At 69.7% G+C, this 12,821-nt stretch carries 14 protein-coding genes; 4 read left to right on the plus strand and 10 right to left on the minus strand.

Translation table 11 applies throughout. The features are described from left to right. Positions 1 to 144 precede the first annotated feature (144 nt). From OHZ10_RS00900 to OHZ10_RS00930, 7 genes are read right to left on the minus strand one after another with little or no spacing between them, the layout of a single operon-like run. Complete coding sequence (locus OHZ10_RS00900; RefSeq protein ID WP_059232726.1) at positions 145 to 594, minus strand: phage tail protein; 450 nt, start codon at positions 592 to 594, stop codon at positions 145 to 147. Beyond that, entirely contained in the window at positions 587 to 829 is a 243-nt protein-coding gene (lysC, locus tag OHZ10_RS00905; protein WP_226196743.1) for an Rz1-like lysis system protein LysC, read from the minus strand. Before lysC ends, OHZ10_RS00900 begins: the two co-directional genes overlap by 8 nt. Next, entirely contained in the window at positions 711 to 1,151 is a 441-nt protein-coding gene (gene lysB / locus OHZ10_RS00910) for an Rz-like lysis system protein LysB (RefSeq protein WP_340623708.1), read from the minus strand. Before lysB ends, lysC begins: the two co-directional genes overlap by 119 nt. Next, a complete protein-coding gene (locus OHZ10_RS00915) occupies positions 1,148 to 1,993 on the minus strand; it encodes an N-acetylmuramidase family protein (protein ID WP_342703379.1) in 846 nt (281 codons plus the stop codon). The genes lysB and OHZ10_RS00915 overlap by 4 nt, the downstream gene beginning before the upstream one ends. A gap of 3 nt (positions 1,994 to 1,996) precedes the next feature. Continuing rightward, positions 1,997 to 2,263 carry a phage holin family protein gene (locus tag OHZ10_RS00920; RefSeq protein WP_059232722.1) on the minus strand — a complete coding sequence of 89 codons (267 nt, stop codon included), beginning with the start codon at positions 2,261 to 2,263 and terminating at the stop codon, positions 1,997 to 1,999. Between the two features lies 1 nt (position 2,264). Beyond that, positions 2,265 to 2,609 carry a putative holin gene (locus OHZ10_RS00925; protein ID WP_059232721.1) on the minus strand — a complete coding sequence of 115 codons (345 nt, stop codon included), beginning with the start codon at positions 2,607 to 2,609 and terminating at the stop codon, positions 2,265 to 2,267. 16 nt (positions 2,610 to 2,625) lie between these two features. Next, positions 2,626 to 2,832 (minus strand): tail protein X, encoded by a 207-nt coding sequence (locus OHZ10_RS00930; protein WP_059232720.1) that lies wholly within the window; start codon positions 2,830 to 2,832, stop codon positions 2,626 to 2,628. A 561-nt stretch (positions 2,833 to 3,393) separates the two neighbouring features. Here OHZ10_RS00930 and OHZ10_RS00935 point away from each other — a divergent pair. The 4 genes from OHZ10_RS00935 to OHZ10_RS00950 all read left to right on the plus strand — a co-directional run bounded on the left by OHZ10_RS00935 (position 3,394) and on the right by OHZ10_RS00950 (position 8,748). Next, complete coding sequence (locus tag OHZ10_RS00935; protein ID WP_342703380.1) at positions 3,394 to 5,004, plus strand: TIGR04222 domain-containing membrane protein; 1,611 nt, start codon at positions 3,394 to 3,396, stop codon at positions 5,002 to 5,004. Between the two features lie 264 nt (positions 5,005 to 5,268). Beyond that, a complete protein-coding gene (locus OHZ10_RS00940) occupies positions 5,269 to 6,012 on the plus strand; it encodes an acetyltransferase (protein WP_059232718.1) in 744 nt (247 codons plus the stop codon). Positions 6,013 to 6,051: 39 nt separating this feature from the next. Beyond that, the gene (locus OHZ10_RS00945; RefSeq protein ID WP_342703381.1) at positions 6,052 to 7,992 is read left to right on the plus strand and encodes a tetratricopeptide repeat-containing glycosyltransferase family protein; all 1,941 of its coding nucleotides are present in this window, start codon (positions 6,052 to 6,054) and stop codon (positions 7,990 to 7,992) included. Positions 7,993 to 8,085: 93 nt separating this feature from the next. Next, entirely contained in the window at positions 8,086 to 8,748 is a 663-nt protein-coding gene (locus OHZ10_RS00950) for an acetyltransferase (protein ID WP_059232716.1), read from the plus strand. A gap of 10 nt (positions 8,749 to 8,758) precedes the next feature. Here the strand turns inward: OHZ10_RS00950 and vioA are convergent, their stop codons facing one another. The 3 genes from vioA to OHZ10_RS00965 all read right to left on the minus strand — a co-directional run bounded on the left by vioA (position 8,759) and on the right by OHZ10_RS00965 (position 12,818). Then, on the minus strand, positions 8,759 to 9,901 hold the full coding sequence (vioA, locus tag OHZ10_RS00955) for a dTDP-4-amino-4,6-dideoxy-D-glucose aminotransferase VioA (RefSeq protein WP_059232715.1): 1,143 nt from the start codon (positions 9,899 to 9,901) through the stop codon (positions 8,759 to 8,761). A gap of 28 nt (positions 9,902 to 9,929) precedes the next feature. Then, positions 9,930 to 12,278 carry a tetratricopeptide repeat protein gene (locus tag OHZ10_RS00960; RefSeq protein WP_342703382.1) on the minus strand — a complete coding sequence of 783 codons (2,349 nt, stop codon included), beginning with the start codon at positions 12,276 to 12,278 and terminating at the stop codon, positions 9,930 to 9,932. A gap of 240 nt (positions 12,279 to 12,518) precedes the next feature. Next, entirely contained in the window at positions 12,519 to 12,818 is a 300-nt protein-coding gene (locus OHZ10_RS00965) for a flagellar protein FliT (protein ID WP_059232713.1), read from the minus strand. Positions 12,819 to 12,821: the final 3 nt, after the last annotated feature.

Here is a 12,821-nt window from a genome sequence, read left to right on the forward strand (position 1 = left end):
CGACCGGACGATCGGCGTCTTGATCGCGGCGTGCCGCTCCGTCGCCTCGGGCGAAGCGGCCGGCTGCGACGCGCGGTGGCCGCGGCGGCGAAAGGCGACGCGTGCGCGATTTGCGGCAGGAAGGCGGGCCGGCGCCCGCCGGGCTCATCGGATCTGCGGCAGCGCGACCCAGGTGAGGGTATTGGCCGGATCGACCCGTGTGTCGTCGACGTGCGCGATCACGTGTCGGCCGTCCGGCCCGGTCGTCACGGCGACGCTTTCCGTCAGCGCCAGCCGGATCGACAGGTCGAGCGCCGCCGGGTCGCGGATGCCGACCTCGAAGGTGATGCCGCTTGCCCGCGCGGCCGGGTTCGTCACGAGATCCGGCTGGTTCGCGCGCACCCACTCGACCAGTGCGACGAATACGGGATCGGTGTCGCCGGAGAAGTTCGTCGCGAGGACGTGCGCCGTATACCGGTATTCGAACGACGGCGTCAGCGTGCCGGTCGTCGCGATCGACCCTTGCTCGACGAGCACGGTCAGCGCGCCCGGTTCGGCGGCGAGCGACGGGATGGCGGCGACGAGGGCCCGCCGCAGGCTGTCGGGCTTAATCATGCGGATGCGCTCCGTGGTCGGGAATGGACGTGCCGGCCTGGCACGCCGCGATCATGTCGACGGTTGCCGCGCACGCCGCCCAGGCCGCCTTGGCGAGCGTGAGCGCGCCGTCGAGCTCACCGTTGGTGCGGGGCGCGAGCATCGGCAGCGTGCACGGTGTCACCGTCTGGCACGTGTTCGACATAATCGTCGGCGCCGGTGAGAGCGGGATTGGCTTGCAGGCGGACAACGACATCAGGCAAAGGAGTGTCAGCCCAGGCGCGAAGCGCGGCGTTTTCATCGGTCAATCTCCGGTTTTCAAGTCGAATGGCGTCGAGCTTTGACGCGATCGCGGTGTGTGAGCGGTCGAGCCGCGCCTGCTGCTGCGCGCGGGCGGCGGCATCCTGCTGCAGGCGCGCAATGACGCCGTCGCGCGCGGCGAGCGCCTGTTGCGCATCGACGCGTCGCCGTTGCGCGGTCGCCAGGTCCGCGCGCAACGCATGCAGGTACAGCGCCGCGACGGCGCACGCGGCCAGCGCGACGCCGCCGGCGGCGAATTTCGCGGCGAGTCCGTTCATGCAAGGCGCGCGGCGCCGGCCGGCCCGGGTGCGGCCTGCGTCGGCGTAGCCGGTTGCGACGCATAGCGGTCGAAGGCGCGCGCGAGCTTGACGTCGTAGAGGTTCGCCGCGTAGTCGGGCCCGTTGTACGCGCGTGCGAATGCGGCCCACTGGCGTGCGCCGAGTGCGCGGCGCAGCGCGTCGTCGGCCGCGATGTAGCGGACGAATGCGTCGAGGTGCTGCGCTTCGCCGCTTTCCATGCAGGCGACGAATTCGTCGATGCCCGCATAGCCGAGGCGTGCCCAGTGATAACCCATCACCTGGAACGATCCCCAGCTCGCGGATTCCCACGCGGCGCCGGCATCGATCGACTCGGCCGCGGCGAGGCGCGTGTATTCCGCGGCACCGCCGCGATAGCCGCCGCGTGTGCGCGACACGATGTCCGGCTGCCGGGCCGCGAACGGCGCAGGGTCGATGCCGCGCGCCTGCAGCCGCTTCCAGAACACATGACGTTCGAACAGGATGACGGGCCGGCCGTCGGTCAGGAAGCCGGCGCCGCGCGACTCGACCTCGTTGACCGCGCGAATGCACGCGAGCGGCACGTCGAGCGTGCGCGCGGCGCGTTCGAGGTCGGCCAGTGCCAGGTGTTTCGGATCGCGCACGCCGGTCGCCAGCGCGGCATAGGTCTTCGGGCCGGCGATGCCGTCGTCGACGAGGCCGGTCTTGCGTTGCAGCATGATGACGGCGGCTTCGGTCGCCGTGTCATAGAGGTGCGTGACCGGCACCGCATAGCCGGCGCGGAGCAGCCGGCGTTGCAGCAGGCCCACGTCGTCGCCGTGGTCGCCGAGTCGGCGGGTTTTCATGATTCATTCACTCCTCAGGAGGCGCGCGACGTTGCCGCGCGTGCCGCAGACGAACATCGCCAGGAATACCGAGGTGGCCGCGTCGAAGAAGCCGACGGAGCCGGTGTGCAGCAGCAACTCGATCGACGCGCCGCCGGCGGCGGCGACGAGCAGCCACGCGAACCACGATGCGTGGCGCCGGTGCCGCGCGCCGTTGCGTCGATAGGTGAGCACCCGCACGAGCACCGCGACGTGTGCGCAGAGGGCGATCAGCGCGAACGGGAGATGCATGTCATCCCCCTTTGCGGAACAGCGCGAGCAGGTCCAGCGTCTTGATCCGCTCGATCAGCTGCAGCGTGACGGTGATCACGAGCGCGGCCGCGAAGAACGCGGCGACGCCGGTCGAGCGGATCGGCGTGGCGCCGACGATTTCGGGCGCGGCGAGATAGCCCATCACGAGCGAGATCAGCAGGTAGGCGGCACGCCGTGCGACGCCGATCTCCTGCGAGGTGACGACCACGAGCGCGGCGCCCGTGAACGCGCCGATCAACGCGTTGCCGTCGATGCCGGGCGCGAGCCCGGCGACGCCGATCGCGGCGGACAGCATGGCGGCGGTGGTGAGGTTCGGTTCGGCCATGACGGCGATTCCAGGGTCAGTCAAACAGTTGCAGCAACGGCCGTGCGCTCGTCACGGTGTCGAACGGCGGAAGGTAGACGGGCGTGCCGGCGGGCAGCACGACGCCGAGGCTGGCGAGCGCGGTGTTGGCCTCGAGCACGGTCTCGACGGTGCCGTCGGTCCGGCCGTAGTGACGCCAGCACAGCGCGTCGACCGTGTCGCCCTGCAATGCGCGCGCGATCATGGCTGGACCCTCCGGTGCGGGAGGGGCTGGTTGCCGGCGGCGATGCCGGCCGGCGCGCCGCGAAGGCGTGTCGAAGTCGTGCTGCTTGCCATGGCGAGGTCTCGAGCCGTGAGGCGGTGAAGAGGGTTCTCATGGTCGAGCTTCGCGAGGCGGGGTTCAACGAGGCGCGTGCGTGGTTCGCCCGGACACGCAGCGCGGCGCGTGGCGCGACGCGCATCGCGCTTTACGCTTGACGGACTGGCGCGTGATGCTCGCGGGCGGGTGCCATGCGTGCCGTGCAGCGGAATTGCAGCCTGGGTGAGCCGGGGCGGCCTTGATCGATCTTGCGCAGCCTTGGTTTTGCCGTGCGCGTGGCCTGCGGGGCCTTGCCGGGCAAGGGGCGGGCAGGCGTAGGTAAAACTCCGAAGGCAGGGGTTGCTGGTTCGATCCCAGCCGGGCCGTTGCCGCCACGTGAGGGTTCGGCGCGGGCATGCCGGCGTACTTGCCGCTGTGCGAGAATCCCCGTAACGACCACTCCAAGCGTCGATCGCGGCGGCCGTCCGCGCATCGCGCCGACTCCCGATGGCTGCCATTCCGACACCCTCGACCGCAGTCGATGCCTGCGCGCTGACCGATGCGCAGCAGGCGCTGCTCGCGCGTCTGCACGCGTATTCCCCCGACGATCCCGACGCGCCGCTGCCGTACAGCCGGCGCCTCGCCGAAGCCGAAGGCTGGGCGCACGACCACGTGCTCGCCGTGATCGACGAATACAAGCGCTTCGCGTTTCTCGCGCAGGCGGCCGGGCATCCGGTCACGCCGTCGGTCGCGGTCGATGCCGCGTGGCATTTCCACCTGCAATACACGCTCGAATACTGGGATGTCTTCTGCGCCGGCGTGCTGCGTGCGCGGCTGCATCACATGCCCGGCACGGGCGCGCCGGACGAGGGCAGCGTGTACGCGCAGCGCTATCGCGACACGCTCGACAGTTATCGCCGGCTGTTCGGCAGCGAGCCGCCGGCATCGATCTGGCCGCGCCCCGCCGACCGGCCGGCCGAGGCCGGAGCACGGCAGGCCGACGCGGATACCGCGGCGGTCGCGGCGCCGCGCCGCGCGTGGCGCAACCTGCTGCCGAAATGCGTGTGGCCGGCGGCTGCCGCGAGCGTCGCCGCGACCTGCGCGTCGGCGCAGGACCTCGACGTGCTGAACTACACGGGCCCGCAGTTTCTCGCGTTCTACGTGCCGGCCTGCGTCGTCGCATTGCTGCTGATCGTCGTGCTCCAGGCCGTCGAATTTCGCGTCCGCCGCTGGGGCCGGCGTACGCGCAAGGGCGCGTCCGACCTGAGCGCCGATGAAGTCGCCTATCTCACCGGCGGTGAAGCACGGGTCGCGCAGGTCGTGACGATGTCGCTCGCGCATGCGGGCGCGGTCGATCTGTGGACCGTTCCGCGGCAGGGCGGCTACGTGAAGATCGCGGATCCGGACCGGGCGGGCCGGCACGACGACCACTGCGCGTGGCTCAAGGAGCAACCGTCCGGCACCGTCCGCTACGGCGTGTTTCGCGAGCGGCTTGCCAGGTACGCGCAGGAGGTCGCCGACGGGATGCGTGCGCAGGGCTGGCTCTGGGCGCCCGGCGAGTTGCGCGTGTCGCGCCTGGCCGCGCGCGCGATCGTGCTGCTCGTGCTCGGCACCGGTGCGGCAAAGCTGGCGGTCGGCCTGAGCCGCGGGCGGCCCGTGCTGCTGCTCGTCATCTGCATGGCCGTGTTCGCGATCGCGTACCGGATCGTTGCGCGGCGGCTGACCGGCTTCGGGCGGGGCGGCGCAACGGCGGCCGGGCGCGCCGCGCTGCTCGCGCGCCGGATCGCGCACGATCCGCGGGCCGGGCGCGATCCGCAGCCGGCACGCGACGCGGAGGGAACCCACGGGGCACGTCGTGCCGAGCGCGACGATCCGGACCCGTTGCTCTGGACCGCCGCGCTGTTCGGCGCGGGCGCGCTGGCCGGCACCGCGTGGTCGGCGTATTCGGGCACGGTGCTGGCCGCATCGCGGATGTCGTCGCTCGCCGCGGCGAAAGCGGGCGGCGGTTCGTTCGACGGGTCCGACAGCAGTTGCTCGTCGTCGAGCTGCAGTTCGTCGAGTTCGTGCAGTTCCAGCTCGTGCAGTTCGAGCAGTTGCGGAGGGTGCTCGAGCAACTGACGCCGAGCGAACGGGACGCGGCGCCGTCGATGCGGAAGGCCGGCGGCACGGGGGCGTGGCGCATGCCGCCCGCCGATGCGCGACCGTGCCGGGCCGATCGGCGGAACAGAAGTCAGAACGCCGCTCTTATCCGTTGTCGATCGTTCCCGCGCGCTTTCTATACTGCATCGTCCACGATCGCGGCCGATGCGCTGCGTCGTCTCCCAATCCTGTCCCGGGCGGTCTCGGCATCGAGCCGCTGCGCCGGCAAACCTGCGACCGCATATGAACGTTACGACCTCCGACGACTGTACTGGCGTGCTGTCCGACCATCCGTGGGCGAAGCAATTCATCGTGCTGGGCTACCGGGACGGCGCCTTTTCGGCGATTCCGAACAATTTTTTCCGTAACTGGCTCGATGAGGAGGCGCAGGTCGGTACGTTTCATATCGGCCGGTGCTCGAGCCTCGGCGTGGGCTCGATCGTGAAGTACGACCAGGGGTATCAGAAGCTCGTGGTCGGCAACAACGTGGCTGGCGGCATGCGCCTGCGGTTCCTGCTGAACGGCCAGCACGAGACCCGGACCATTTCCACGACCCTGTTCAGCCTCTACGGGAACGGCCTCACCAATGTGTCGATGCCGCAGTATGCGGATACCGTGATCCACAACGACGTCTGGATCGGCGACGAAGCGTTGTTCCTCGGCGGCAGCCAGATCGAGAACGGCTGCGTGGTCGGCGCGCGGTCCGTCATTCCGCCGAACTTCCGTACCGAAGCCTATGGAATCTATGCAGGGTCGCCGGCGCGCCTGATCCGCTTCCGCTTCACGGAAAAAGTGCGCGAACGGCTGTTGCAGCTCGCGTGGTGGGACATGCCGCTCGACTGGATCAAGCAGCACAACGACGCGTTTCTCGTCGATCTCGCGGCCGACGAAGGGCATGCGCTCGACACGCTCGCCGCACTCCAGGAGGCCAAGGACCGTGCCACGGGCAAGTCCGGCCGCCCGGCCGTCAATCCGGCGGCCGTCTGACCGTCCGTTTGCGGTGCGCGCCGCGCATCGCCGCATGACATGACACCTGCCTCAGACGAAACCGCGCGCGCTCAACACGCCGCGACCCTGTGCCAGAACGGACAGTTTGACGCCGCGTTGTCGCACGTCGCGCCGCTGCTCGACCGGCCGGCGCCGGCCGTTGCGGCGCTGCATGTCGCGGCCGTGTGCGCGCTCGGCCTGAACCGGCTGGCCGACGCGGAAGCGTGGTGGCGGCGCGCGATCGACGCGATGCCGGCGTTCGATCCGCCGTACGAGGGCCTTGGCGCGCTGCTCATGTCGCAGGGGCGGCTGCCCGAAGCTGACGCGATCGTCCGCCGGCAATTGGCGGCCGTCGCGCCGCTGCGGGCGTCGCATCATCACCGGTCCGGCAAGGTGCTCGAAGCGCTCGGCCGGCTCGACGAGGCGGAACAGGCGTACGGGCAGGCGCTGCTGATCGAGCCGCAGTCCGCCGACGTGCTGAACGATCTCGGCAACGTGTTGCGTGTTCTCGGCCGGCCGGCCGAGGCGGAACTCGCGTACCGGCTCGCGATCGCCGTTCGCGCCGACCACACGCTTGCACACGCGAATCTCGGCGCGGTCCTCGTCGACCTGCAGCGGTTGCCGGAAGCGGAAGCGGCCAGCCGGCAGGCGCTCGCGCTGTGTCCGGACCATCCGGAGGCACACTACAACCTCGGCGTCGCGCTGCAGAATCTCGATCGCCTGCCCGAAGCGGAAGCCGCCTATCGCGAAGCGATCCGCTGTCGTCCCGGCCTGCCGCAGCCGCGCAACAACCTGGGCTGCGTGCTGCGCGCACAGGGCCGCCACGACGAAGCGGCGGCCGCGTTTACCGATGCGCTCGCGCTCGCGCCGGACATGGCCGAGGTGCACTACAACCTCGGCACGACCTTCGCGCATGCGGGCCGCCTCGAGGACGCCGAACGCGCATACCGCCGCGCGCTCGACCTGCGTGCCGACTACGACGACGCGCGGTTCGGGCTGGCGACGCTGCTGCTCGGGCTCGGCCGGTTCGAGGAAGGCTGGCGGCGCTACGAATCCCGCTACGAGCAGTCGACCTTCGTGCACCGCCGGACCCGCGAGGTGCTGCGGTGCGCGCAGTGGCAAGGCGAGCCGCTGGCCGGCAAGACGCTGCTCGTCTGGCAGGAGGACGGCCTTGGCGACATGCTGCAGTTCAGCCGCTATTTCACGGCGTTTCGGGCGCGACAGCCCGCGCGCGTGGTCTTTGCGTGCCAGCCTGCGCTGCATCGGCTGATGGAGACGGTCGACGGCGTCGACGCGGTGCTCGACCACGAGACAGCCACGGCGCAGGCCGCGCAGTTCGATTACTGGACGAGCCTGTTGAGCGCGCCGATGCACGCGGGCACGACGCTCGACACGATCCCGCCGCCGGCGCGGTTCGCCCCCGACCCGGCGCGCGTTGCGCACTGGGGCACGCGCCTCGATGCGCTGCCGGCCGGCCCGCGCGTCGGCCTCGTATGGAAAGGCAATCCGAAGCATCACAACGATGCGCACCGCTCGCTGCCGTCGCTCGCGTTGCTGACGCCGCTCTGGAGCGTGCCGGGCGTGAATTTCGTGAGCCTGCAGAAGGGGCAGGGCGAGGACGAGGCGCGCCAGCCGCCGGGCGGGCTGCCGTTGCTGCACCTGGGTTCGGAGCTGGACGATTTCGCCGATACGGCCGCGATCGTCGCGCAACTCGATCTCGTGGTGTGCGTCGACACGTCGACCGCACATCTGGCCGCATCGCTCGGCAAGCCTTGCTGGGTACTGTTGCCGAATCAGGACGTGGACTGGCGCTGGATGCACGGCCGCGAGGATTCACCCTGGTATCCGGGCACGGTGCGGCTGTTCCGGCGCGGGCGCGACGACAGCTGGATCCGGCTGGCCGAGCGCGTGCGGGTGGCGTTTGCCGCGCAGTTTGCCGCCGGTTGCGTGACGGCGGACGATACGGCGCGTACCGTCTGACCTGACGGCGCACGCCGCGCGGGTGCGGCGACACGGCATACTGCGGGGAACGCGGCGATGCCGCCCCTGCTTTTCAGATCAATCGAGGCCCTCGTGGAAAACATCGTCATCGTCGGCTCGTCCGGTCACGCCAAGGTCGTGATCGACATCGTCGAACAGGCCGGCCGGTACCGGATCGCCGGGCTGATCGATTCGTTCCGGCCCCGCGGCGAGGAAACGCTCGGCTACGCGGTGCTGGGCGCCGAGCGCGATTTGCCGGATCTGGTCGATGCGCATGGCATCGCCGGGCTGCTGGTCGCCATCGGCGACAACCACGCGCGCGAGAACGTGACGGCCGCCCTCGCGACGCTCGTGCCGGGCCTGCCGTGCGTATCGGCGGTGCATCCGGGCGCGCGCGTCGGCAACGCATCGACGATCGGCGCGGGCTCGGTCGTGATGGCCGGCGCGGTGATCAACCCGTGCTGCACGATCGGCGAAGGATGCATCGTGAACACGCAGGCATCGCTCGACCACGACGGCGTGATGGCGGACTTCTCGAGCCTCGCGCCGGGCGTCGTCACGGGCGGCAACTGCCGGATCGGCCACGGCGCGGCGATTGGCCTCGGCGCGATGCTGCGGCACCGGATCGTGGTCGGCGAGCACAGCGTCGTCGGTGCGGGCGCGGTCGTGCTGCACGACGTCGAGCCGTACACGGTCGCGTACGGCAACCCCGCGCGCCGGATCCGCGCGCGCGCGGCCGGCGAGCGCTACCTGTAGGCGCCGCGCGTCAGGCGGCGATCAGCCCGACGATGCGGCGCACCATGTCGTCGGTGAGCGCCGGATAGATCGGCAGGCACAGCACCTTGCGCGCCGCCTCGGTCGCGACGGGCAGGTTGTCGCGGCTCGCGGACGGCAGCCCGCGGTACATCGGGAAATCCGAAATCAGCGGATGGAAGTAGCGGCGCGCGTACACGTCGTAGTCGCGCAGCTTCTGGTACAGCGCGTCGCGGTCGAGCGGATAGTCTTCGTCGACGAGGATCGCGAAATACGCATGGTTCGCGACGGTCTGGCCGCCGAGCGGCACGCAGCGGATGCCGCGCACGTCGGCCAGCAGCGTGCGGTACAGCGTGTCGATTTCGCGGCGGCGCGCGAGTGCGCCGTCGATGTGCTGCAACTGCAGCATCCCGAACGCGGCGTTGATTTCGCTCATCTTGCCGTTGATGCCGGGCGCGACGACCGTGACTTCGTCGACGAAACCGAAGTTCTTCAGGTGATCGATCCGCTGCTTGGTCTTCGCGTCGGGGCAGATGATCGCGCCGCCCTCGAACGTGTTGAACACCTTCGTCGCGTGAAAGCTCAGCACCGACAGGTCGCCGTGGGTCAGCACGCTGCCGGTGGCGTTGCGCACGCCGAACGCATGTGCGGCGTCGTAGATCACGCGCAGGTTGTAGTTGTCGGCGATCTTCTGGATCGCGTCGACGTCGCACGGATTGCCGTAGCAGTGCACGGGCATGATCGCCGTGGTTTGCGGCGTGATCGCCGCCTCGATGCGTGCCGGGTCGAGATTGAGCGTGCCGGGCGCGACGTCGACGAAGACCGGCTTGATGCCGTTCCACAGCAGCGAATGCGCGGTCGCGACGAACGAGTACGGCGTCGTGATGACCTCGCCGGTGATGCGCAGCGCCTGCAGCGCGGTGACGAGCGCCAGCGTGCCGTTCGCGAACAGCGACAGGTGCGGCACGCCGAGGTACTCGCACAGCGCGCGCTCGAACTGCTGGTGGAACGGGCCGCCGTTGGTCAGCGTGCGGCTTTCCCAGATTTTCTCGAGGTACGGCACGAATTCCTCGAGCGGCGGCAGATGCGGTTGCGTGACGTAGATGCGTTCGTGCGGGAGTTGCGCGACGGACGACGCGGGCAGGCTGGCGGTCATGGTGGTTTCTCTCGATCTGGCGTGGCGTTCAGGCCTCGGCCGCGGCCTGTGCGGTGGCCGTGTCGTCGAACAGCGGCGTGTCGAATGCGGTGACCGGTTCGTTCGCGCACCAGCGGGCCCACATCGTGCGCAGCGCCGACGACAGCCCGGCCGCGACCACGTCTGGCCGGAACGCGGCCGATTGCGCGCAGCGCGCGCGCAGGCCCGTGCGCAGTGCCTGCAGCGCGGCGGTGTCGTGCCCGAGCGCCAGCGCCTTCGCAACGAAATCGTCCTCGTCCGTCGCGATGTACGCATCGAGCCCGACGTGCTGCAGCCAGCCCGCGCTGCCGCGCCCGGCCATCGTCGCGCCGGGGATCGTCACGGTCGGCACGCCCATCCACAGCCCGTTCAGCGTGGTCGTCGAACCGGTATACGGGAACGTGTCGAGGCAGAGGTCGACACCGTGATGCTGCTGCATGTAGACCGGAATGTTCGAGCGCCGGTGGAACGTCAGGCGATCGACACCGATGCCCGCGGCGGCGAACCATTCGGTCAGCGCGGCCTGATCGCGGTCGTTGCTGATCGCGCCGAGCGCCATGCGCGCGGTCGGGTCGGCATGCAGCACGCGCGCCCAGACCTCGATCACGTGCGGGCTCAGCTTGTTCAGGCGGTTGAAGCTGGCGTAGGTCGTGTAGCCGTTGTGCAGCGCCGGCAGCACGTTGACGGGCGGGCAATTGGGCGGCGGCATGAACGGCGCGATCGCGGGCAGCCGCACGATCTGCTCGACGAACTGGTCGTCGAATGCGCCGTGCGGCGCGACGAAGCGATCCGTCAGGTAGTAGTCCATCTCGGCGAGGCCGGTCGTGGCCGGATAGCCGATCCAGGATGCCTGCACCGGCGCCGCCCGCTGCGCCAGCGCGACGAGGCGGTTGCGGCCCGTATGGCCCGACAGGTCGATCACGATGTCGATCCGGTCGTTGCGCACACGCTCGAGGAAGGCCTGGTCGCTCATGCCGGCGACGTTGCGCCAGGTCGTCGCGTGGGACTTGAAGCGTTCCGACGTGTGATCTTCTTCGAAGTGATTGTGATAGAAGTGCATCGCGATGCCGGGATCGGTCGCGAGCTGCTCGATCACGGGCACCGCGTAGGAGGCGACTGCGTGGCTGAACAGGTCGCCCGATACGAAGCCGATCTGCAGCTTGCGCGCCGGGTCGCGCGAGTTCGAGAACACGGCCGCGCGCTTGCGCTTGTGGTTGTCGTAGCGCTGGCCGAACTTGCGATGTTCGGCGACGAGCGCCTGCGGATCGAAGTCGCTGCTGTGCGCGATGCAGAACAGCATGCTGCTGTGCGTCACGCTGTCGGTCGGGTCGATTTCGATCGCGCGCTTCAACCAGCCCACCGCTTCCTCCGTGGCGCCCTGTTCGAGCAGCACGAAGCCGAGCGTGCTCATCGGGGCGGCCGCGCCCGGCGCGAGTTCGACCGCGCGCCGGCAGGTCGCGAGCCCTTCTTCGATGCGGCGCATCGCGAACAGCACGAGGCCGTGGATCCGCAGTCCCTCGGTGTGATCGGGCTGGAGCTCGAGCAGCCGGCGGCATTGGACGTCGGCTTCCGCGAGCCGGTTGACGGCCCGCAACGTATCGGCGAGCAGGATGCGCACGAGCACTTCGTCCGGCAGCAATTCGACCGTGCGAAAGCCGGCTTCGATCATCTCCGCGAAGCGGCCTTCCCGGTGATGCGACGCGGCCAGCGTACGCCAGCAGGCGCCGTCTTCCGGGTAGTCGGCGACCAGTTGCTTCGCGAGCGCGGTGGCTTCCGCATGCTTGTTCTTGTTGAACAGGGCGGCGTGCTTTTGCAGCAGGGCCTGGTTCGGGCGTCGAACCGGCTTGCCGGCGTCGTTCCGCACGACGGCGGCAGAAGCGGCTTCCAGGACGATCGCCGTTCCGATGCTGCTCGTGGCGACGGGCACCGCCGCGGTCGCAAGCACGATGTCGGGCGATGCCATCTGCCCGATCAGCCCTTCGAGCGCGGGGCCGCGGATGCCGCGCTGCTGCGCGATCTCGACGGCGATCCACGCGGCGGCCGTCTGTCCGCTGCGATGCAGCGCGTGGATGTAGCTGACCCAGTAATAGCCGTTGGCCGGGTTCGCGCCGATGGCGGCTTCGAAATGCGGCACCGCGCCGGCCGGACGGCCCGTATCCACCATCAGCACCGCGAGGTTGTAGTGCGCGTCGGCATGTGCCGGTACCGCGTCGAGAATGGCCTCGTACAGGGCCTGCGCGTCGTCGAATGCGCCGCTGCGCTGGCGCTCGAGCGCGTTGTCCATGACGAGCGCAATGTCCTGCGCAAGCTGCTGTTCGGGCGTGAGCGTGGCGGGGGCGGACAGTTCGAACGAGGGCATGATGAAATCTGCGGAAAGTCGGTCGATACCATTATGGGTAGCGTGCCGCTGCGCCGATGCCGCGAGATGACGGTAAAAGCCCGGTCAGTTTGGGCGATTGAACGGGCGGTCGCGACGCGACCGGCCGCGCGCAAAAAAACGCCCGCACGAGGCGGGCGGAGGCGAACGAGCACGCCCTCACATCAGCGTGTAGTTCTTGTTGTCGGGTGGGCGCGCGCTTGCGGCGGCGCCAGGGACGGATCAGCGGTTCGCGATGCTCTGGTACTGGCCGACGGCCTGCACGCGGCTCATGGCCGCCTGGTATTCGTCGGTCAGGTCCTGCTGCGCGCGTTGCGCGTCGGCGAAAATGCGGTCGTTGCTGGTCTGCATGCGGCGGATCGCGGCGATGCCGGCCGGCGGCTGGTCGGCCGCGAGCGACGCGACGAGGGTCCAGCGCGCATCGACGAGGCGCACCGCCTCGGTCCAGTCGGCCATCGAGGCTGCGTGCTCGATCGCGTCGGTGAGCGCGTCGAGCTGCGCAATCAGTTCGGTCTGTTCCATCTG

The sequence above is a fragment of the Burkholderia arboris genome, from assembly GCF_038723655.1.
Classification (GTDB): Bacteria; Pseudomonadota; Gammaproteobacteria; order Burkholderiales; family Burkholderiaceae; genus Burkholderia; species Burkholderia arboris.